The organism is Affinibrenneria salicis, from assembly GCF_008710095.1.
Genome location: NZ_VYKJ01000011.1, coordinates 81288 through 101753, shown reverse-complemented (window position 1 = coordinate 101753; position 20466 = coordinate 81288). Strand labels below are relative to the sequence as shown.

Below are 20466 nucleotides of genomic sequence, written 5' to 3'. Positions count from 1 at the left end.
GGCTGAAAATGGTGTCTGATAATAAAACATGAGCTAACCTGTTAATACAATGGATTATATTCTGCATATTGCGGGCTACAGAGGCGCTGGTTGCACTCAATCACCCGGTTTCCGCCGGGCCGCTGCGGGCGGATTCGTCATTTTTCGTTACGTTCGCCATGCTCCGGGTAAGTCGGACGCTTGTCGCTTTCTTGCGCGCTGTAATCGGGTGGAATATACCCAAAATAATTCGAGGGGCGGGCAGGCGGCGACGCCGCGACAAATTCGTCGGCAACGAATTTGTCCGGTCAACGGCTGACCTTCGGCGAGAGACAAGATGTCTTCCATTAATCCCGGGTCGCTTACCGCAGTACGTGGCCGGGGTGAGCGATAAATCTGCCGGCAGCAGAGTTGAACGCCGCTGGCGGCGGCCCTGCAGGGGCGAGTCCCATGGGCGGGACGAGTAACAAAGCCAACGCACCTGCAGCCTGAACTATGAAGGTAATAGAGAGGAAGGGGATGTGCTATGGCTATGTATAAAACCATTTTAGTGCCGATTGATCTTAACGAAGAAGAACTTACCGGCAATGCGCTGGCGTATGCGGTCGATCTGGCGAAACTCTCCGGCGCGCAGGTGCATCTTTTTCATGCGCTGCCGGACGCCTCCGCTTTTGCTTCGGCTTATTCATTCGGTATCAAGGAGTTTGAGAATGAGGCGGTGGTGGACGCGGATAAAAAGCTGAAGAAGTGGCTCGATACTATCGACCTGCCGACAGAACAACTGTCGTACAGCGTTAGCTTCGGTACGCCGAGGGATGAGGTGCTAACGCTGGCGGCAGAGATTGAGGCGGATTTGATCGTTATTGGCTCGCGTCGGCCGAATGTGAAGACCTATCTGCTCGGCTCTAACGCTGCGGCCATTGTGCGCCATGCCAAAACATCGGTGCTGGTGGTGAGGTAACGCCATGCTGGCGCGGTCCGGGCAGCCGGCAGCTCTCGGGCCGACGGCGCCAGAACCGCGCCCAGAGCCGTCAACTCATCCGTTTGAATGCTGGCGCGTTTCCATGCGCCCGTGCCGTTTTCTCCGCGGCGACTGGCCGGCTTTCTGTTCCTGACCGCCTGTCTCATCAGGCTATTGTTACGCCTGCGCGCCAGTATTCGGGCGGCCCGTGGCTGACCGAAAAGGCCCGCATTCTCAGGATCGCCGTCTGTCCGGACTGCTGCCGGATGTTTGCGCGATGTATCCGTTCGAACAGCTGTCGCAGCGGGTGATTTTACGCGCCAGTCAGGCATAATATCGCTATCTCAGGGGCTGTCGGGCAGATGCGCAGGGTCTGGCTGGCTGTGTCGGCCGGCCGATGCGGCGCGCCGTCTTACGAGGCCGTCGGGTCGGTTGGTGCGGCGTTCGGCATATCGTTCAGTCAACCGGCAACGATTTTTTTGCATAAAATGCGCCGCATCTCTTCCGGTCGGGCGAGAAAGATGTTTAAATTATCACTCACTTATTTTGCATAAATATTCATTTTTATGGGAAGGTAAGCGCGGCGATGAACCGGACGACGGTCATCGGCCAGGCTGGCGGCCTTCTCATTAAGGCATCGGCCTTATCACATAGCGCAACGTACTGGTGTAGCTGGTAAGCTTTCTCCATCATCATTTCGAGCAGGGATTTATTTTATGACAACGATTCTCAAACATCTTCCGGCAGGCGAACGTATCGGCATCGCTTTTTCGGGTGGGCTGGATACCAGCGCCGCGTTGCTGTGGATGCGTCAGAAAGGGGCGGTGCCTTATGCGTACACCGCGAATCTGGGCCAGCCGGATGAAGACGATTATGACGCGATCCCGCGTCGGGCGATGGAATATGGCGCGGAAAACGCCCGTTTGATCGACTGTCGTAAGCAACTGGTGGCGGAAGGGATTGCGGCCATTCAGTGCGGCGCCTTTCATAACACCACCGGCGGCCTGACCTATTTCAATACCACCCCGCTGGGCCGTGCGGTCACCGGCACCATGCTGGTGGCGGCGATGAAAGAAGACGGCGTGAATATCTGGGGGGACGGCAGCACCTATAAGGGTAACGATATCGAGCGTTTCTATCGTTATGGTTTGCTGACCAACGCCGAGCTGAAGATTTACAAACCCTGGCTGGATACCGACTTTATCGATGAGCTGGGCGGCCGTCAGGAAATGTCCGAGTTTATGACCCAGTCCGGCTTTGACTACAAAATGTCGGCGGAAAAGGCCTACTCCACCGACTCCAACATGCTGGGCGCCACGCATGAAGCTAAAGACCTCGAGTTCCTGAACTCCAGCGTTAAGATCGTTAACCCGATTATGGGCGTTAAGTTCTGGGACGAGAACGTGAAGATCGCCGCGGAAGAAGTGACCGTACGATTCGAGCGCGGTTATCCGGTGGCGCTGAACGGCGTGACCTTTAACGATGATGTTGAACTGATGCTTGAAGCGAACCGTATCGGCGGGCGTCACGGTCTGGGCATGAGCGACCAGATAGAAAACCGCATTATCGAAGCGAAGAGCCGCGGCATCTATGAAGCCCCGGGGATGGCGCTGCTGCACATCGCTTACGAGCGTCTGGTAACCGGTATCCATAACGAGGATACCATCGAACAGTATCACGCCAATGGCCGTCAGTTGGGCCGTTTCCTGTATCAGGGGCGCTGGTTCGACTCTCAGGCGCTGATGCTGCGCGACTCGTCTCAGCGCTGGATCGCCAGCGCCATTACCGGCGAAGTGACGCTGGAACTGCGTCGCGGCAACGACTACTCCATTCTGAATACCGTTTCCGACAATCTGACCTATAAGGCAGAGCGTCTGACGATGGAAAAAGGCGATTCCGTCTTCTCGCCGGATGACCGTATCGGCCAGCTGACCATGCGTAATCTGGATATTACGGATACCCGTGAGAAGCTGATGCATTACATGGATACCGGGCTGCTGTCCGCCAAAGCGGGCAACGGCCTGCCGCAGGTGGAAAATAAGGATCTGCTGCAGGATAAAACGAAAAAGTAATTTTTAGCAGGCGACGGGGGCGTATCGATATGCCCCTGTGTTTGCTGACAGCGCGGGACGGCCTCTCTTCCCGCCTGTCGCGTCGATGATGCTCCCTCAGGATTTTGTATCTGCCGCCCATCGCCTCTTACATCCAACTAACTAACCTTACTTAGCCTGGACAGTTCTATACATTTCGCCTGTTATTGTTCTTACATCCCTTGTCGAAGTTGTTAGAACCATCCCTGTCTGAGAGTTTTTCCCGCCCACTGAGGCGGGATTTTTTTTGCCCGTACGCTGGCCGCGGGCGAATTCCGCTTACCGAATACGCCGCTTTTTCGCTTAGTCTGGTTTGTCGCTGAGGCTAATGCTGTAGGTGAGCAAGCTGATCTGGCGTCCCTTTACCGCCTCGGCGAGAGGCGCGCTTTGCTCCCGGCGCATGCCGCAGCGCAGCATCACCCGTTCGGAAGCGTGGTTGTTCGCATCACAGCGCGCGCTGATTTTCTCCAGACCCAGCTGTGTGAAACCATAGCGCAGAACCGCCAGTACCGCTTCGCTGCAATATCCCTGACCCTGGTGGTCGGCTCCCAGCCAGTAGCCGAGAAAGGGGACGCTCCGTTCGGGCAGACGCAGGCTGATCGCGCCAATAAAGCCGCCTGATGGGCGTAGCGTCATGGCCAGCGTGATCGCCTGGCCCGCCCGCATGGCGTCGATGGCGCGATTAACCCAGTCAACGCTGTGTTCGCGGCTCATGGGCGTGGTGAAACTCGCGGTCCAGCGCGCGACGCGCGGGTCGCCCGCCTGAAGCCGGATCGGCTCTGCATCTTCCGGCGCGAGCGGGCGCAATAATAATCTGCTGGTCAGTATGGTTGGTGTCATCATGATAAATATGCCGGCGACTGCCACGGGTTCACATGTTCGCCGCTCGTTGTTCAGCGGCGCGCGGTCCGCTCATCGCGGTCGTGTTGTCGGAGCTCATCCGGCGGGTGGGGCTTTACGCCAGCCGGCAACACAGCGTGGCGTGATCCCACCATGGATTATGATTGACGGCGGTCCTGAAGACGGTGAAGCCGTTGTCGGCCAGTTCGTCGATCAGCCGCGGCAACGGCCGCAGCGTGCGCCAGGGACGACCGTCGCGCATTAAATGATGGTGCTGCGCATCATAATTTTCCTGGTCTTCCGTCCGCTGCGGCTGTCCGCACATACTGCTGACGATGAACATGCCGTCCGTTTTCAGCACGCGCCCGATCTGGCTAAAGCAGCGTGCGCGCTGATCGTTGATCAGGCAGTGCAGACAGCTGCCGTCAAAGACCAGATCAAACTGCCGGCCGGCGTATTGGTCAAGCGTACAGACATCGCCCTGCCGGAAGCTGCCGGATAAACCCTCGGCCGCAAATGATTCCTGCGCCCATTCGATGGCGGTGGCGGAAATATCCACGCCGTGCACGTTATAGCCCGCGCGCGCCAGCAGCAGAGAAGCCATCGCGCCGTTGCCGCACCCCAGTTCAAGACAGACGCTGCCGGGAGGGGGCAGCACCTTATCTTCGCGTAAAGACTGCAGAACGGCGGTCAGCGCCTGTCTGCCGCGCTCATAGCCTTCTCCGCTCCAGGCACGCTGGCCATGGTGTTTTAAATACTGATACTGCCGTTCGTAAATATTGTTGGTCATGGCGGGTTTTCTCCTGCGTTACGCACTTCTAGTCCGATGGAAAGGCGCGTTCAGCGGACCTCTCTGTCGCGCGTTTGGCGCTATCCGACCTGGACTATCCGCTCGCCGGCGTGTTTACTCCTGTGATAATTTCCCCAGATACTGGCTGAGTATTTCGCCGCTTTGTTGCAGCGCGGCCATTTTATGCCGAATTTTTTCCAGTTCGGCGTTGAGCGTCTTACGCACTTCAGGGCAGGGGCGGAACAGCGTCTGTCCGTCCATGCACGGCGAAATCTTACGGATGGCGGCCAGCGTCATGCCCGCTTCGCTTAGGGTGCGGATACGCGTCGCCAGCACGACGTCCGCGGCCCGATATTCGCGATAGCCTGACTCGCGCCGTACAGGATGCAGTAGCCCCTTCTGCTCGTAATAACGCAGCATCCTGGCGCTGACGCCGCTGCGCCGTGACAGTTCGCCGATTCTCATTTCCCCTCCGGGAGGGCCTTGACTCTGACACTATTGTCAGACTTTAAGCTTTTCTCCTTTGTTATACCAGGAGAGAAAAGATGTGGCCGAAAATCGCTATTTTAACGCTGGGTACTTTTGCCATTGGCACTGATGGATTCGTCATCGCCGGCGTGATGCAGGATATGGCCGGGCAGCTAAACGTCACCCTCAGCGCCGCCGGCGAACTGGTAACGGTGTTCGCCTGGGTTTATGCCCTGAGCAGTCCGTTGATTGCTTCGCTGACCGCCCGCTGGTCCCGACGCCGGCTGCTGACGGGCGCGATGCTGGTGTTTGTCGTGGGAAATATCGCCGGCGCGCTGGCGAACAGCTATGGTCAGATGATGGCCGCGCGGGTTATCTCGGCGATCGCCTCCGCGGCCTATACGCCGTGCGCCTCCGTCGCCGCCGTCATGCTGGCCGGCGAACGCTGCCGCGGCCGGGCGCTGTCTCTGGTGATGGCCGGCATTACGGTCTCCACCATTATCGGCGTTCCGCTGGGCACCTGGCTTGGGCACTACGGCGGTTTCCGGCTGGCGCTCTGGCTGGTGGTCGGCCTGGCGGCGCTGGCGGCGATCGGTCTGCTCGGCTGGTTGCCCGATCTGCCCGCGTCGCCGCCAGTCCGGCTGCGGGAACGCCTGCGCGCGCTGCGCTATCCGGGCGTCGGCGCGATATTGCTGGTCACGCTGCTGGCGATGACGGCGGGGTTCACGGTGTACACCTATATCGGCCCTTTGCTGTCGGCGACGCTGCATGCGGATGCGCGCCGGCTGAGCCTGGTGCTGATGGCGTTTGGTCTGGCCGGGACGGCCGGCAATCTGTTCAGCGGCTGGCTGGTGGATCGCTGGGGGGCCTGGGCGACGGCCTTACTCAGTCTGGGCGTGGTGATGGCGGCGCTGGCGGCGCTGCCGTGGCTAAGCGTCACTCCGGCCGGCGCCTTGTTCGGCGTTATTGTCTGGAACGGGGCCGGCTGGCTGTTGCTGCCCGCTCAGCAGCATCGGTTGCTGAGCATCGCGCCGCAGGCGGGGCAACTGCTTATTTCCCTAAACGCGGCGGCCATGTACCTGGGGATTGGCGCCGCGGGTCTGCTGGGCGGCCAGGTTATCCGCTATTTTAGCCCGCTGGCGCTGGGGCCGACGGCGGCGGGCGTGGCCGCCGTCGCTCTGATTTGCCATCTCGCCGGCCGGCGCAGCGCTATGTCGGCCGCCGGGGGACGCGCCCGTACCGACAATCCGGCGGGCAAACAATGATCGGGATACCGGATGGCCGCGCTCCCGGACTCCCGGACTCCCGGACCATCACCTTTTACATCCGGGCCATTAACCTTACTCAGCAGGTACAGTTCTATACACTTTGGCTGCTACTATTTTTTACACCCTTGTTGATGTTGTTATCTCCATTCCTGTTAAGAGTGACTTTCCCGCCTGCGGCGGGATTTTTTTTGTCTGGCGCTATAAGCGGGTACTGCGGCGTTCCGTGGCGATTGGGCGGGCGCGTGTAATCAATTCGCCGGTGAGCGTGACGATACCCACAACGGCCGATTAGGCGGAGCAACAGCAGAGCGGCCAGCGCGGGATGCCTCTCCGGGTAAAACGCAGGTCCGACGGCGGGCGGGATGTCGATACTCTGCCGAGGCTAACGGGCGGCGCCCGCTATGGCGGAGAGTCTGCGACTTCGCCGCCCGCCAGCTCATCGGCGTGCGCTTCGAACAGTGCGATCAGGTGGTCGGCCACGGCCCGCACCCGTCTGGAATGGCTGAGATCTGTATTAGCGCGATTCCCACGTTACTGATTCCCTGGCGGCGCGGCGCAATGTGACCGGGCCCGTTCCCGCCCTGACGCGTTATTGATGGGGAACCGGGATATCCGCGCTGATGCGTATGCCGCTGGTATCGAAGACCAGGCACTGATCGGCGTGGAAGCTCAGCGGCAATGTCTGGTAAGCGCGAAAGTGGGCGTCTCCCGACAGCAGTATTTTAAAGCCGTCATGGCCGTGGCACTGGCCGAACAGGTAGGTGTTGTTGCCTAAGCGCTCGACGACCTCGCAGTGAAAGTCCAGGCGCAGCGGCGAATCAAGGGTGGTGCTCAGGTGTTCCGGCCGAATGCCCAGGGTGACTGAATCGCCGGGTTGGACTTCGCTGGTGCGGCGGGCAAGGGTTAGCGTTTTGCCCTGACTGATGGTGACGGTCAGCGCCTCCGGCTGCCAGCTCACCACGGTCGCCGGCAGGAAATTCATTTTGGGCGAGCCGATAAAGCCGGCGACGAATTTATTGTCCGGGTTGTAGTAAAGCGTCATCGGCGGGCCCATCTGCTCTACCTTACCGTCATTGATGACCACGATTTTATCGGCCAGCGTCATCGCCTCAATCTGATCGTGGGTGACATACACCATGGTGGTCTTCATTTCCTGATGCAGTTTGGCGATGTGTAAGCGCATGTCTACCCGCAGCTCCGCGTCCAGGTTGGAGAGCGGTTCATCGAACATGAATACCTTAGGGTTGCGCACAATCGCCCGGCCGATAGCGGTGCGCTGACGCTGCCCGCCGGACAGCTCTTTTGGTTTTCTGTCCAGCAGTTGGGAAAGCTGCAGGGTTTTCGCCACCATGCCGACCCGGTGGAGGATCTCGTCTTTCGGCGTGCCGTTGACCTTCAACCCGTAGCCCATATTTTCGGCGACGGTCATATGCGGATAGAGCGCATAGGACTGGAATACCATCGCTACGCCGCGGTGCGCCGGCGCCACGTCGTTGACGCGCTCGTCGCCGATCAGTACATCCCCTTCGCTGATCTCCTCCAGCCCGGCGATCATGCGCAGCAGCGTGGATTTACCGCAGCCCGACGGCCCGACGAATACGGCGAACTCGCCGCTTTCAATATCAAGATTAATATCGTGCAGCGTTACCGTTTTGCCAAAACGCTTGGTGATATTCCTCAGTCTTATGCTGGACATCTGTTGATCCTCAGAAAGTTATCAATGGTCGAGTCCGCCCGCGTGGATTAACGCCGTCGCTTGATTATGTAATACGTATAACAATTATTATCCGTTGTCTGGCGCGACTCAAAAGCCTTGAAATGACTATAACTGCGCTGTATTTCAGGCCATATCTCCGTTTTTCATTTCTGCAATAACGATCACACTATAGCGATAAATGTATAGAGTTGGCGGCTATCTCAGCGTAGCGTATAACAAAGCGAGGTGATGGCGCGTGCCGCCTGTAATGCCCACAGGCTAAGGATGTATGCCTGGCTTTGAAATGATAATCCGGACGTGAACAATAAAAATGTAATACCTTCACAATAGGTGAGATATGAAAACTAAAAAGATCACTGCTCTGATTCTGGTTGCCCTGGCAACCGGCCTCTGTTCTGGTTTCGCGGCCGCGGCGTCAAACCAGCAGCTTACTGTTTGGGAAGACATCAAGAAGTCCGATGGCATTAAGCAAGCTATCGGTGATTTCGAAAAACAGTACAACGTAAAAGTGAATGTGCTGGAGATGCCCTACGCGCAACAAATTGAGAAGCTGCGGCTGGACGGCCCGGCAGGAATAGGCCCGGACGTTATGGTCATTCCAAACGATCAGCTTGGCGCGGCGGTGGTACAGGGATTGTTATCGCCGATGAAGCTGGCGCCGGCGCAGATTGAGGCGTTTACCCCTCCGTCGATCCGCGCGTTTACCATCGATAACGCCGTGTACGGCGTACCGAAGGCGGTGGAGACACTGGTGCTGATTTACAACAAAGACATGCTGGCGCAGCCGCTGGCTCACCTGAATGACTACTACGACTTTTCGAAAAAAATGCGGGCGGAAAATAAGTACGGCCTGCTGGCGAAATTCGATCAGATTTATTACAGCTGGGGCGTTATCGCCTCAATGGGCGGCTATATCTTCGCCCAGGACGGCAAGGGCGGGTTGAATCCGCTGGATATCGGGTTAAACGCGCCGGGCAGCGTGCAGGCGGTGAGCGATCTGAAAAAGTTCTACGCTGACGGCCTGTTCCCGGCCGGCATTATCGGCGACAGCGGGCTGAACGCTATCGATTCGCTGTTCACCGAGAAAAAAGCCGCCGCCGTGATCAACGGTCCCTGGGCCTTCCAGCCGTATGCCGACGCCGGCATCAATTACGGCGTGGCGCCGTTGCCGAAACTGGCCAACGGTCAGCCGATGAACTCCTTCCTCGGCGTGAAAGGCTATGTGGTTTCCACCTGGAGCAAGGATAAAGCGCTGTCGCAAAAATTCATTGAGTTCATCAATCAACCGGATTACGTGAAAACCCGTTATCAGGTCACCAAAGAGATCCCGCCGCTGGTGGCGATGATTAACGATCCGCAGATTAAAAACGATGAGCGCGCCAGCGCCGTCGCGGTGCAGGCCAGCCTGGCGACCGCCATGCCCGGCATCCCGGAAATGCAGGAAGTGTGGGGGCCGGCCAACGCCGCGCTTGAGCTGAGCATGACCGGTAAGCAGGCGCCGAAGGCGGCGCTGGATAACGCGGTCAAGCAGATCAAGATGCAAATCGAAGCGATGCAGGCCAGTAATCAATAATCCCGGGTCCGTCCTGACCGAACGGGAGGTTTCCTGCCGTTCGGTTACTGACAAAGAGGGGAACGCTAGCCGGTCATTCCTGCAGGCCTTTGCCTGCGCGGTGAGGAATTCATTTTAAACAACGCGTCAACCGGCAAGAAAATCCCCGCTTTAGCGAGGGTTGCGGGCACCGGATTACTTTGTCAACGGTCTGACGGGAGGCCACCTCCCGTTAAATGAAGGAGCAGTTTGTGATTATCACTCCCAGTGAGAAATTATCAGCCGGTAAGGGCCGGAGCCGTCATGCGGTCGCCGCGCTGTTGTTTGCCCTGATACCCGGCTTCGGCCAGTTTTATCACCGGCAGTGGGCGAAAGGCCTTATCTTCCTGGTTTTGCTCAGCAGTTTTGTCGGCGTGTTTTACGATTTCCTGGCCGAAGGGCTGTGGGGGTTGTATACGCTCGGCGAAGAGGTGCCGCGCGACAACTCCATCTTCCTGCTGGCGGAAGGCATTATCAGCCTGCTGATCGTCGCATTCGGGCTGACGGTGTACTACCTGTCTCTGCGCGACGCCTGGCTGAACGGTAAAAAGCGGGACGAGGGGCTGGCGCTCAATAGCGTGCGGCGGCAGTACCAGATGCTGCTCAGCGACGGTTTCCCTTACCTGATGATTACCCCGGGATTTATTCTGCTGGTCTTCGTGGTGATCTTCCCGATTCTGTTTGGTTTCTCCATTGCGTTTACTAACTACAACCTGTACCACACGCCGCCGGCGAAGCTGGTGGACTGGGTCGGGTTCAGAAACTTCATTAATATTTTTACCCTGTCCATTTGGCGCTCAACGTTTCTCGATGTGTTGCAGTGGACGGTGGTCTGGACGCTGCTGGCCACCACGCTGCAGTGTACCGTGGGCGTGCTGCTGGCCATTCTGGTCAACCAAAAGGATTTACGCTTTAAGCCGCTGATCCGCACCATCTTTATCCTGCCGTGGGCGGTGCCGGGTTTCGTCACCATTCTGGTGTTCGCCGGGATGTTCAACGACACCTTCGGGGTGATTAACAATGCCATTCTGGCGTTCTTCGGCATCGCGCCGAAAGCCTGGCTGACCGATCCGTTCTGGACCAAAACCGCGCTGATTATGATGCAAACCTGGCTCGGCTTCCCGTTTGTGTTCGCGATGACCACCGGCGTACTGCAGGCTATCCCGGACGATTTGTACGAGGCGGCCACCATGGATGGCGCAAGCAGCTGGACCCGGTTAACCACCATTACGCTGCCGCTGGTGCTTTACTCCATCGCGCCGATCATCATCACGCAGTACACCTTCAATTTTAATAACTTCAACATTATCTATCTGTTTAACAACGGCGGGCCGGCGGTGGCCGGATCTAACGCGGGCGGGACGGATATCCTGGTGTCCTGGATCTACAAGCTGACCATGTCGTCCTCGCAGTATGCGATCGCCGCCACCATCACCATATTGTTGTCCATTTTCGTGGTGGGCCTCGCGCTGTGGCAGTTCCGCGCCACCCGCTCATTCAAAAATGATGATATGGCTTAAGGGAAGCACAATGGCAACGTCAAAAAGCATCAAAAGAGAGAAGTGGGTGCGGCTATCCCTGTCCTGGCTGCTGATTATTACGGTATCGACGATCATCATCTACCCGCTGGTGTGGACCGTCGGCGCTTCGCTGAACGCGGGCAATAGTCTGCTGAGCAGTTCGATCATCCCGGAAAATCTGTCGTTCCAGCACTATGCCGATCTGTTTAACGGCCAGGTGAACTACCTGACGTGGTACTGGAATTCGATGAAGATCAGTTTCCTGACCATGGTGCTGACGCTGATTAGCGTCAGCTTTACCGCCTACGCCTTTTCGCGCTTTCGTTTTAAAGGGCGGCGCAACGGCCTGATGTTGTTCCTGCTGCTGCAGATGATCCCGCAGTTTTCGGCGCTGATCGCAATTTTTGTTCTGTCGCAACTGCTGGGGCTGATCAACAGCCACATGGCGCTGGTGTTGATCTATGTGGCCGGCATGATCCCGATGAACACCTGGCTGATGAAAGGCTATCTGGATGCGATCCCGAAGGATCTGGATGAGTCGGCGCGGATGGACGGCGCGGGCAACTTCCGTATTTTTATCGAGATCATTATGCCGCTTTCCCGGCCGATTCTCGCCGTGGTCGCGCTGTTTTCATTCACCGGCCCGCTGGGCGATTTCATTCTGTCCAGCACCATCCTGCGCACCCCGGACCAATACACGCTGCCGATCGGCCTGTATAACCTTGTGGCGCAGAAGATGGGCGCCAGCTACACCACCTATGCGGCGGGCGCGGTGTTGATCGCCCTGCCGGTCGCGATTCTCTACTTGGCCCTGCAGAAATATTTTGTCTCCGGCCTGACTTCTGGAAGCACCAAAGGATAATGTCATGAAAATCATCAAACCTGTTTTTCTGGGCGTCTGCCTGGCATTGGGGCTGTCGGGCGCGGCGCGAGCCGCGGATGCCGTTACGATAAAACCGCTGAGCGCGCCGCCGGCCGGATTTATTAAAGGAGTGGATATCTCAACCCTGGCGGCGGTCGAGCAGCACGGCGGCCAGTTCTATGATGAGCATAACGTCAGGCAGGATCCGCTGACTATCCTCAAACACAACGGCGTGAACTATGTCCGGCTTCGTCTGTGGGTCGATCCGAAGGACGGCGCCGGCAACCGCTACGGCGGCGGCGACAACGATCTCGCCACCACCCTGGCGCTGGCGAAACGGGCGAAGGCGCAGGGGATGAAGCTGCTGCTGGATTTCCACTACAGCGATTTCTGGACCGATCCCGGCAAGCAGTTCAAACCGAAGGCCTGGAGCCGGATGGACTATGAACAGTTGAAAACGACGATTCATGACTATACCCGCGACACCATCGCCGCCTTTAAACAGCAAGGCGTGCTGCCGGATATGGTGCAAATCGGTAATGAAATCAACGGTGGGATCCTGTGGCCGGAAGGCAAGAGCTGGGGGCAGGGCGGCGGAGAATTCGACCGGCTGGCCGGTTTGCTGAACGCGGCGATAGGCGGCCTGCGGGAAAATCTGGACTCGCCCGACCAGGTGAAGATTATGCTGCACCTGGCCGAGGGCACCAAAAACGACATGTTCCGCTGGTGGTTCGATGAAATTACCCGGCGCAATGTGCCGTTCGATATTATCGGCCTGTCGATGTACACCTACTGGAACGGGCCTATCAGCGCGCTGCAAAGCAACATGAATGATATCAGCCGGCGCTACCAAAAAGACGTGATTGTCGTTGAAGCGGCGTATGGCTATACCCTCGATAATTGCGACGACGCCGAAAACAGCTTTACCGCCAAAGAAGCGCAGGATGGCGGCTATCCGGGTACGGTTCAGGGGCAGACGAACTTTCTGCGCGATTTAATGCAAAGCATTATCCAGGTTCCCGCCGGTCGGGGCAAAGGGCTGTTTTATTGGGAGCCGGCCTGGATTGCCGCGCCGGGCGCCGGCTGGGCCACGCCTGCCGGTATGAAATATATCGATGATGTCTGGAAAGAAGGCAATGCGCGCGAAAACCAGGCGTTATTTGATTGCCAGGGGAAAATTCTGCCGACGGTAAAAGTATTTAATTAACGTGGAAATTAGCGCGTAGCCGCTCGCCCACAGTGCGAATTATTTAGGGTATAAGTCAGTAATTAATTTTATAGGAATGGCTATGAATAAATTTCCTCCTTTAAGCGCGAGGGTGGCTGGTCTATTGCATGGAGCAGACTATAACCCGGAGCAATGGATGAATTATCCGGGGATCATTGAACAAGATATTGCCATGATGAAACAGGCTAATTGTAATGTGATGTCGGTGGGGATATTCAGTTGGTCTATGCTGGAGCCGGAAGAGGGGAAATATCAATTCGACTGGCTTGATGACATTCTGAATAAGCTGCATGCGCAGGGGATCTCGGTATTTCTGGCCACGCCCAGCGGGGCGCGGCCGGCTTGGCTGTCGCAGAAATACCCCGAAGTGCTGCGCACCGGCCGCGATCGGGTGCCGGCGCTGCATGGCGGCCGCCATAATCATTGCCTTTCATCGCCGGCCTATCGTCGTAAGGTGAATGAGATCAATCAGCGGCTGGCGCAGCGCTATGCCCATCATCCGGCGGTGATTGGCTGGCATATTTCCAATGAATACAGCGGCGACTGCCACTGCAGCCGCTGCCAGCAAGGCTTCCGTCGCTGGCTGCAGCAGCGTTATCAGACGCTGGACAAACTGAACGCAGCCTGGTGGAGCACGTTCTGGAGCCACACCTACAGCGACTGGTCGCAGATTGAGTCGCCGGCGCCGCAGGGCGAGGTCTCCATTCATGGCTTAAACCTGGACTGGCGGCGTTTTTGCAGCAGCCAGGCCACGGATTTCTGCGCGCAGGAAATCGTGCCGCTGAAGGCGGCCAATCCTCAACTGCCCGCGACCACCAACTTTATGGAGTACTTCTACGATTACGATTACTGGCAGATGGCGCAGGTTATCGATTTTATCTCCTGGGACAGCTACCCTATGTGGCACAACCAGCAGGATGAAACGGAACTGGCCTGCTACACCGCCATGTATCACGATCTGATGCGCACGCTGAAACAGGGCAAACCGTTCGTTCTGATGGAGTCCACGCCCAGCGCCACCAACTGGCAGCCAACCAGTAAGCTGAAAAAACCGGGCATGCATATTCTTTCTTCGCTGCAGGCCGTGGCCCACGGCGCGGATTCCGTGCAGTACTTTCAGTGGCGTAAAAGCCGCGGTTCGGTGGAAAAATTCCACGGCGCGGTGGTCGATCATTCCGGCCGTCTCGATACCCGAACGGGACGCGAAGTGTGCGAGCTGGGGCGTATTCTTTCCGCGCTGGCGCCGGTGGCCGGCACCCGGGTAGAGGCGCAGGTGGCGATTATTTTCGACTGGGAAAATCGCTGGGCGATGGGGGATGCGCAGGGGCCGCGCAATAGCGGTCTGTACTATGAGAAAACCGTCGCGGAGCATTACCGGCCGTTCTGGGAGCAGGGCATTGCGGTGGATGTCATCAACGCCGATTGCGATTTTTCGCGCTATAAACTGGTCATCGCCCCGATGCTGTACATGGTGCGCGACGGCTTTGCCCGGCGGGCCGAGCGCTTTGTCAGCGATGGCGGGCAGTTCGTCGCCACCTACTGGAGCGGGATCGTGAATGAAAGCGATCTGTGCCACCTGGGCGGTTTCCCCGGTCCGTTGCGCTCGCTGCTGGGTATCTGGGCCGAAGAGATCGACAGCCTGACGGACAGCGAATCGAACGCCGTGAGCGGTATCCCCGGCAATGCGCTCGGTTTACAGGGGCCTTATCAGGCGCGCCATCTGTGCGAATTGATCAATCTTGAAGGCGCCACGGCGCTGGCGACTTACCGCAGCGATTTTTACGCCGGCCGTCCGGCGCTGACGGTAAATCCGTTTGGCAAGGGCGAGGCATGGTATGTGGCCTCGCGCAACGACGCCGCTTTCCAGCGGGATTTTCTGCTGGCGCTGGCGCGTAAACTCGACCTGCCGCGCGCGCTGAATACGTCGTTGCCGCCCGGCGTCACCGCCCAGCGCCGCACCGATGGCGAGAGCGAGTTCATTATCGTGCAGAATTATACCGATAAACGCAAAACGGTGGCGCTGCCCGCCGTGTATGACGCGCTCGCCGAAGGCGGACAACTGCAGGGGGATATTACGCTGCAGCCCTGGGGCTGTCGCGTACTGTCCCGCCGTTTGCTATAGCCAGTCTCCATCCAACGCGCCCGTTCGAATGAGCGGGCGTTCCCGCCCCCGCAGAAGGAAATAATCATGGTCAGCTTAAAGTCGTTTATCCATTATTTTTCTAACCCGAAGACAGTGACGGAAAATAATGATGTCGACGCCAGTCATCTGGCGGAAATAATGCAGAGTTTCGGCGGCAGAGAGAATATTACCTATGTCGACGCCTGTATTACGCGTCTGCGCGTTACGGTAAAAGAGTTATCTTTGGTTAATTCCGACGGACTGCAAAAGGCGGGCGCGTTGGGCGTTATTATTCTGGGCCAGGAGGTGCATGCTATTTTCGGCCGGCAGTCGGATAATTTACGTAAATTGCTGGACGCGCGCTTTTCCGTTAATTCACCGAAATAAAGCGGGCGATCTCTCCGTATACTGCACACACGCAGGCGCGTATTCGGCCCTTCCCTGGGCCCCGCGCCTGATAACATTACCGGATTACCACCAGGCTTCCACCTGAACGCCAAAGTTCCAGGCATCGCTGGCCGTGCCGTCCTGGAATGAGTTGCCCTGTTCTGAATCGTTCAGGTAAGACGCGAAAATACGCAGCTCCGGGCGAGACATGAAATCCGGGCCCTTTGCCAGCCCCAGCGCGACGGTGTATTTTTCGCCGCCCTGTTTGTAGTAGCTGCCGTCTTTATTGTCGTCTTTCTGGTAAAACGCGCCGACCTCGCCGATAGCCCGGACGTATTCGGTGAACTGGTACTGCGCGCGGCCAACCAGCGATACCAAACGGCTCTTGTCGACCCATTCGCTGGTGTCGTTGGCGTAACCCAGCGTCAGCACATGGTTGAGCGAGAACTTGTCGGTGATGGGAATCAGCCCGGTATTGATCACCCGATAACCGGAGGCCTTGTCCGTCTTGTTCCATACGTCATACCAGCCGCCGCCCTGCGACACCATATTTTGCGCCAGGCCTTTCGTGGCGTACTGCAGCACCGTCTTGTTGTAGCCGCCCAGCATGTCCTGACTGATTTCGCCGGTCAGCATCACGCCGTTTTCCGCATCGTACAGGCCGCCGTACTCTTTTTGTTTCTTCGTCGGATTCGGCATGGCGTAATCCACGCCGAATTCCGTCCAGGCGCCCGCCCACGGCTTGAAGCCGGCGTAGCGCAGATCGATATAATTGATGTTGAGATCGTTGTCGTTATCCACCCGGTAGTCTACGTCGTTGCCGTCGCCGCGGATCCAGGCCAGCGAAATCGCGCCTGGGCCGAGAGTGTAGTTTTCCACGCCGGCGCCCGAACCGGAGATATTCCAGTATTTGGTGTCAATAATGTGCAAATCGTGGCGCTGATAGTAGCGTTTGCCGCCCCAGATGACGGCGTTCGGATCGTTGGGGATCAATCCCTTGATCTGCAGATTGAGCTGGCGCAGGCCGAACTCCGCATCATCGTTGAGGGTGCTTTCGCTGTCGTTAGAGCCATCGGACACCATGCTGACCATGGTGTTGACATAGAAGCTAACGTCGTTCTGTTTGTAAACCTCGGAGCCCAGTTCGACTTCGCCGTAGGTATCGGATTCGTTACCCAGACGGCCCAGCTTATTTTTTTGCCATTCTTCCTGACTTCCATTGCCTGAAACGCCGACGCCGGAACGCAAATAGCCATGGAAATCAATGGCGGATAATGACGGAGAGATGAGTGCCATCGTTACGGCGATGGAAAGGGTACGCAGTGGAGTGTTCATTTTTGCCTCTTGTATTTGTAATACGTTCACATTTACTTAGATATAAAATGATTAATTTAAAAAACAAACAATCCATTTATCTTTTTATTGTGATTAACTACAAATAAATCAGCATTATTTGTGACGGGTGGTGACGGCGATCACTAGTTCTTGTTATGTGAACGAATGACTTTATTGATGGTATGATGAGTGAGAGAGATGGCCGGTATGTCGGCGAGAACGAGCCTGTTACAATCAAGACAGAACAACTTATCGGAACCTGATTATGAAGTCGAAAAGCACGACATTAGAAGATGTTGCCCGCCATGCCGGGGTGTCATATCAGACGGTTTCCCGGGTATTAAATAAATCGGCCAATGTATCCGAAGCCACGCGCCGCAAAGTCGAACAATCGATTCAGGCGCTGCGCTATGTGCCCAATCGTCTGGCGCAGCAGCTGGTGGGTAAGCAGAGTATGACGCTGGGGCTGGTGACCGTTTCACTGGCTTTACATGCCCCATCCCAGGTGGCGGCGGCGGTGAAACGTTACGCCAATCTGGCGGGTTATCATGTACTGATTTCTATGATTGATGAGAACGTCAATCATAGCATTCAGGATTCCATTAACGATCTCAAGTCTCAACTGGTGGAGAAGGTTATCATTAACGTGCCGCTGGAGACGGAGGAGGCGGAAAAAATCGCCGCGGAAAACGACGATATCATTTGCCTGTTTCTGGACGTGGACCCCTATAGCTCGGTGTTTAACGTCTCCTTTAACCCGGCCGACGGCACGCGCGCCAGCGTGAAACATCTGTATGAGCTTGGCCACCGGGATATCGCGCTGTTGGCCGGGCCGAAGCACTCCATTTCGGCCAATCTGCGACTGAAAAACTGGCTGGAGGCGCTGGATGATTATGGACTGAAACCGGTGACCACTTTGCATGGCAACTGGGATGCGCAAAGCGGCTATACCGGCGCGATGCAGATGCTGCGTGAAACGCCGAGTTTTAGCGCGCTGCTGGTCGGCAATGACCAGATGGCGCTGGGCGTGCTTAGCGCATTCCATCAGAATCAACTGACCGTGCCGGGCCAGAAATCGGTGATTGGCTATGACGATACTTACGAGAGCGCGTTCTTTTACCCGGCTCTGACCACCGTGTCGCTGGATCTGGACCTGCAGGGTAAGGAAGCGGTCAGGAGGATGCTGAGCGTCAGCGATAATGAAACGCTGCGCTCGTCATCCATTTTGCCGGCGAAGCTGGTTATTCGCGCGTCAAGCGGGACCAGGCAGCGTGATGATGAGCAAGACCTGCGGCAGATTACCGATGAGCTGCGCTCGATTGTGCAGAAACTCAGCCAGTGCAGCGGTTAGCCATGCCGGGCCGGCGGCCGCGATAATTGCGATAATAACTCAGCGCTGGAAAATGACTTTCAGCCGATTCACGGCATGACGAGGTGAGGTCAGCGTACGGCGCGCCCGCGAGCTCCACTCGTCATGCATTAAGCGGCAGGCGCGTGAACGGCGTTCAATGATGCGGCCCGACCCCGGAGCCTTCCCCTGGGGGGGGCAGCACCGGCGTTGTTCAAATCGGTTCCCGGCCGATTTGTCCCCCGCTTACCGCTTTACGCGCCTTGCCCGTAAAGGGACAACGCGTTGCGTTGTTCAAAACGATAACGTTTGTCCTGCAACTCGAATTCTGTAGAGTATGTACGGCGAATGCCGCCTATACCGCTACCTTCAATAATGTTCCGTTTTTAAAACATTCGTTTATCACCGAAAGGGTTGCCTGAACGCGTCCCGCAGACCAGACGTCCGGATTGACCGCCAACCAGATATCGGCAGGCTCACGACGTGCGGACATGACGTTTAGCCGTTCAGGACAGTATCTTTGCATGATTTCCCGGGCCATCATGCCGATACCCTGACCCTGGCGAAGGGCTTCGATGTACATCCGCTGTGAGGGGGCTTTCAGCACGATACGCGCGTTGGTCAGGGGGTCGCCGCCCGGCATTTGCCAGCATTACGGTACCGTCTCCTGCGGAAACCTCGCCAGATCGTGGCCGGGAAATGCATTGCCGGATACTGGCTGGCCTCGCCGGGAGACATACATCCCCGGATGCATACAGGCTAAGCCGAAAAGTCGCCAGGCGGCGGATGATTAAGTTGCTATCCATCGGACGGGGCTGCGTACCGCCAGAGCGGCTTCACCGCGCCGGATATCCACCACGCCGGGGGCGTTAGTCGATCGGTGATTTACCCAGTGCGGACATTCGCCTCTGCATCATTATCCCGATAGCCTGTTGCAGCCACCGGAGCACGTCGGGCGTCATCCAGGTTCCTTTCATCATATGCGGCTCCTGCTGCATGGCTAAACGAAATTTTTGCTGCGTGGCGGGATCTTCTCCCGCATACGATTGGAAGAGTTCAAGCCAGTTTTCCGCCAGCGCCTGTCCATCCCCGGATGCCGGATCGAGCATATCCTGGCTGGCCTGATGCAGCTTCGCCACCAGCGGCGGCCACTCCATCAGGCGATCAAAATAGTGCGCCCGGGTAAAAGCCAGCTCTTCTGGTGTGAGATAACGCTGCCAGATCGCCAGTTTGCTTTCGGCAAAGGCACGGGTGATGTAGTCGGTTATCTGTGCGGTAATCCCGGTTAGTTCCCGCATTTGCGGCTCGACGCTGTGCATCGCGTTGAGACGGTTTAAAAATTCCGCTCTCCCCGCGGTATCTTGCTCCAGCCGATCCATCCAGCGGATCGCCAGGTCCATTGCTCGCGGATCGGCCTCATCGACGTTCTGCGACATCAGCGTTTGCGCTTCCATTACCAGCGCCGCCCAGATGGGTGACAGTCGTTCGCTCTGCGAGACGAACGGTAGCTGCTGCAACTCTTCTTTGCTAAACCAGCGATCGTACATATTCATTAACTCCAGAGTCTGTAACCAGGACTCCAGGTCAGGCTCTTCCCCTGCCGCCAGCTCCGTACGCAAAAAAAACAACTGGTCGCGCAGCGTATTAATGCTGCGCATGTGTTTATCCAGCAAGGCGATTTGCGCGTCGAGAAGTGCCGGCATAGAGAGCGTATCCTGCTCCAGAAAATCCTTGATTTCGGCAAGTTCCAGCCCAGCTTTCGCCAGCGCCTGAATCATATGCAGGCGCTGAACATCCGCGAGATTATACAGCCGGTAACCCGCCGCGCTTCTGGCGGAAGGCAGCAGCAACCCTGTTTGCTCGTAGTGGTGTAAAGTCCGAACGGTGATCCCGGCGCGTTTCGCCAGCGCCCCCACTTGTATCAACATCGCTGCTCCTCGCCCTTAGCCAGTTGCGCCAC

The 20466-nt window shown here is 57.2% G+C and carries 18 protein-coding genes; 11 read left to right on the top strand and 7 right to left on the bottom strand.

The genetic code is table 11. The features are described 5' to 3' along the window. Positions 1 to 511: 511 nt before the first annotated feature. The 3 genes from FJU30_RS19100 (at position 512) to argG (ending at position 3012) form a co-directional block, all read left to right on the top strand. Entirely contained in the window at positions 512 to 940 is a 429-nt protein-coding gene (locus tag FJU30_RS19100; protein ID WP_150436656.1) for a universal stress protein, read from the top strand. Positions 941 to 1148: 208 nt separating this feature from the next. After that, positions 1149 to 1274: a hypothetical protein gene (locus FJU30_RS27485; protein ID WP_263406741.1), complete on the top strand. Its 126-nt coding sequence runs from the start codon at positions 1149 to 1151 to the stop codon at positions 1272 to 1274. Positions 1275 to 1656: 382 nt separating this feature from the next. Continuing rightward, positions 1657 to 3012, top strand: a complete 1356-nt coding sequence (gene argG, locus FJU30_RS19095) for an argininosuccinate synthase (RefSeq protein ID WP_150436566.1) — start codon at positions 1657 to 1659, stop codon at positions 3010 to 3012. A gap of 321 nt (positions 3013 to 3333) precedes the next feature. On the opposite strand, the gene FJU30_RS19090 is transcribed toward argG, so the two are convergent. The 3 genes from FJU30_RS19090 to FJU30_RS19080 form a co-directional block, all read right to left on the bottom strand. After that, positions 3334 to 3873, bottom strand: a complete 540-nt coding sequence (locus FJU30_RS19090; protein WP_150436565.1) for a GNAT family N-acetyltransferase — start codon at positions 3871 to 3873, stop codon at positions 3334 to 3336. A 112-nt stretch (positions 3874 to 3985) separates the two neighbouring features. Next, positions 3986 to 4660: a class I SAM-dependent methyltransferase gene (locus FJU30_RS19085; protein WP_150436564.1), complete on the bottom strand. Its 675-nt coding sequence runs from the start codon at positions 4658 to 4660 to the stop codon at positions 3986 to 3988. A 114-nt stretch (positions 4661 to 4774) separates the two neighbouring features. Next, entirely contained in the window at positions 4775 to 5125 is a 351-nt protein-coding gene (locus tag FJU30_RS19080; RefSeq protein WP_150436563.1) for a MerR family transcriptional regulator, read from the bottom strand. 80 nt (positions 5126 to 5205) lie between these two features. Between FJU30_RS19080 and FJU30_RS19075 the strand changes: the two genes are divergently transcribed. Further along, positions 5206 to 6393: an MFS transporter gene (locus FJU30_RS19075; protein WP_150436562.1), complete on the top strand. Its 1188-nt coding sequence runs from the start codon at positions 5206 to 5208 to the stop codon at positions 6391 to 6393. Positions 6394 to 6985: 592 nt separating this feature from the next. Here the strand turns inward: FJU30_RS19075 and FJU30_RS19070 are convergent. Further along, positions 6986 to 8092, bottom strand: a complete 1107-nt coding sequence (locus FJU30_RS19070; protein WP_150436561.1) for an ABC transporter ATP-binding protein — start codon at positions 8090 to 8092, stop codon at positions 6986 to 6988. 358 nt (positions 8093 to 8450) lie between these two features. On the opposite strand from FJU30_RS19070, the gene FJU30_RS19065 reads away from it, so the two are divergent. The 6 genes from FJU30_RS19065 to FJU30_RS19040 all read left to right on the top strand — a co-directional run bounded on the left by FJU30_RS19065 (position 8451) and on the right by FJU30_RS19040 (position 15823). Beyond that, complete coding sequence (locus FJU30_RS19065; protein WP_150436560.1) at positions 8451 to 9686, top strand: extracellular solute-binding protein; 1236 nt, start codon at positions 8451 to 8453, stop codon at positions 9684 to 9686. Positions 9687 to 9916: 230 nt separating this feature from the next. Continuing rightward, positions 9917 to 11224, top strand: coding sequence for a carbohydrate ABC transporter permease (locus FJU30_RS19060; RefSeq protein WP_191091648.1), 1308 nt, complete (start codon positions 9917 to 9919; stop codon positions 11222 to 11224). Between the two features lie 10 nt (positions 11225 to 11234). Then, positions 11235 to 12086 carry a sugar ABC transporter permease gene (locus tag FJU30_RS19055; protein WP_150436558.1) on the top strand — a complete coding sequence of 284 codons (852 nt, stop codon included), beginning with the start codon at positions 11235 to 11237 and terminating at the stop codon, positions 12084 to 12086. 4 nt (positions 12087 to 12090) lie between these two features. Further along, positions 12091 to 13293, top strand: a complete 1203-nt coding sequence (locus FJU30_RS19050) for a glycoside hydrolase family 53 protein (RefSeq protein WP_150436557.1) — start codon at positions 12091 to 12093, stop codon at positions 13291 to 13293. A gap of 82 nt (positions 13294 to 13375) precedes the next feature. Further along, a complete protein-coding gene (locus FJU30_RS19045) occupies positions 13376 to 15436 on the top strand; it encodes a beta-galactosidase (RefSeq protein WP_150436556.1) in 2061 nt (686 codons plus the stop codon). 66 nt (positions 15437 to 15502) lie between these two features. Then, complete coding sequence (locus FJU30_RS19040; protein WP_150436555.1) at positions 15503 to 15823, top strand: glucose PTS transporter subunit EIIB; 321 nt, start codon at positions 15503 to 15505, stop codon at positions 15821 to 15823. 84 nt (positions 15824 to 15907) lie between these two features. Here FJU30_RS19040 and FJU30_RS19035 read toward each other — a convergent pair whose 3' ends face one another. Further along, positions 15908 to 17158 carry a maltoporin gene (locus FJU30_RS19035; protein WP_150436554.1) on the bottom strand — a complete coding sequence of 417 codons (1251 nt, stop codon included), beginning with the start codon at positions 17156 to 17158 and terminating at the stop codon, positions 15908 to 15910. Positions 17159 to 17423: 265 nt separating this feature from the next. Here FJU30_RS19035 and FJU30_RS19030 point away from each other — a divergent pair, with 265 nt between their 5' ends. Then, the gene (locus tag FJU30_RS19030) at positions 17424 to 18509 is read left to right on the top strand and encodes a LacI family DNA-binding transcriptional regulator (RefSeq protein WP_150436553.1); all 1086 of its coding nucleotides are present in this window, start codon (positions 17424 to 17426) and stop codon (positions 18507 to 18509) included. Positions 18510 to 18861: 352 nt separating this feature from the next. Here the strand turns inward: FJU30_RS19030 and FJU30_RS19025 are convergent, their stop codons facing one another. Continuing rightward, positions 18862 to 19149 carry a hypothetical protein gene (locus FJU30_RS19025; RefSeq protein ID WP_150436552.1) on the bottom strand — a complete coding sequence of 96 codons (288 nt, stop codon included), beginning with the start codon at positions 19147 to 19149 and terminating at the stop codon, positions 18862 to 18864. A 226-nt stretch (positions 19150 to 19375) separates the two neighbouring features. Continuing rightward, positions 19376 to 20434, bottom strand: a complete 1059-nt coding sequence (locus FJU30_RS19020; RefSeq protein ID WP_150436551.1) for a MerR family transcriptional regulator — start codon at positions 20432 to 20434, stop codon at positions 19376 to 19378. Positions 20435 to 20466: the final 32 nt, after the last annotated feature.

Bases quoted from the DNA above. Each gene is read 5' to 3' on its own strand.
- FJU30_RS19100 (WP_150436656.1), top strand. From the start codon at position 512: ATGTATAAAACCATTTTAGTGCCGATTGATCTTAACGAAGAAGAACTT.
- argG (WP_150436566.1), top strand. From the start codon at position 1,657: ATGACAACGATTCTCAAACATCTTCCGGCAGGCGAACGTATCGGCATC.
- FJU30_RS19090 (WP_150436565.1), bottom strand. From the start codon at position 3,873: ATGATGACACCAACCATACTGACCAGCAGATTATTATTGCGCCCGCTC.
- FJU30_RS19085 (WP_150436564.1), bottom strand. From the start codon at position 4,660: ATGACCAACAATATTTACGAACGGCAGTATCAGTATTTAAAACACCAT.
- FJU30_RS19080 (WP_150436563.1), bottom strand. From the start codon at position 5,125: ATGAGAATCGGCGAACTGTCACGGCGCAGCGGCGTCAGCGCCAGGATG.
- FJU30_RS19075 (WP_150436562.1), top strand. From the start codon at position 5,206: ATGTGGCCGAAAATCGCTATTTTAACGCTGGGTACTTTTGCCATTGGC.
- FJU30_RS19070 (WP_150436561.1), bottom strand. From the start codon at position 8,092: ATGTCCAGCATAAGACTGAGGAATATCACCAAGCGTTTTGGCAAAACG.
- FJU30_RS19065 (WP_150436560.1), top strand. From the start codon at position 8,451: ATGAAAACTAAAAAGATCACTGCTCTGATTCTGGTTGCCCTGGCAACC.
- FJU30_RS19055 (WP_150436558.1), top strand. From the start codon at position 11,235: ATGGCAACGTCAAAAAGCATCAAAAGAGAGAAGTGGGTGCGGCTATCC.
- FJU30_RS19050 (WP_150436557.1), top strand. From the start codon at position 12,091: ATGAAAATCATCAAACCTGTTTTTCTGGGCGTCTGCCTGGCATTGGGG.
- FJU30_RS19045 (WP_150436556.1), top strand. From the start codon at position 13,376: ATGAATAAATTTCCTCCTTTAAGCGCGAGGGTGGCTGGTCTATTGCAT.
- FJU30_RS19040 (WP_150436555.1), top strand. From the start codon at position 15,503: ATGGTCAGCTTAAAGTCGTTTATCCATTATTTTTCTAACCCGAAGACA.
- FJU30_RS19035 (WP_150436554.1), bottom strand. From the start codon at position 17,158: ATGAACACTCCACTGCGTACCCTTTCCATCGCCGTAACGATGGCACTC.
- FJU30_RS19030 (WP_150436553.1), top strand. From the start codon at position 17,424: ATGAAGTCGAAAAGCACGACATTAGAAGATGTTGCCCGCCATGCCGGG.
- FJU30_RS19025 (WP_150436552.1), bottom strand. From the start codon at position 19,149: ATGCCGGGCGGCGACCCCCTGACCAACGCGCGTATCGTGCTGAAAGCC.
- FJU30_RS19020 (WP_150436551.1), bottom strand. From the start codon at position 20,434: ATGTTGATACAAGTGGGGGCGCTGGCGAAACGCGCCGGGATCACCGTT.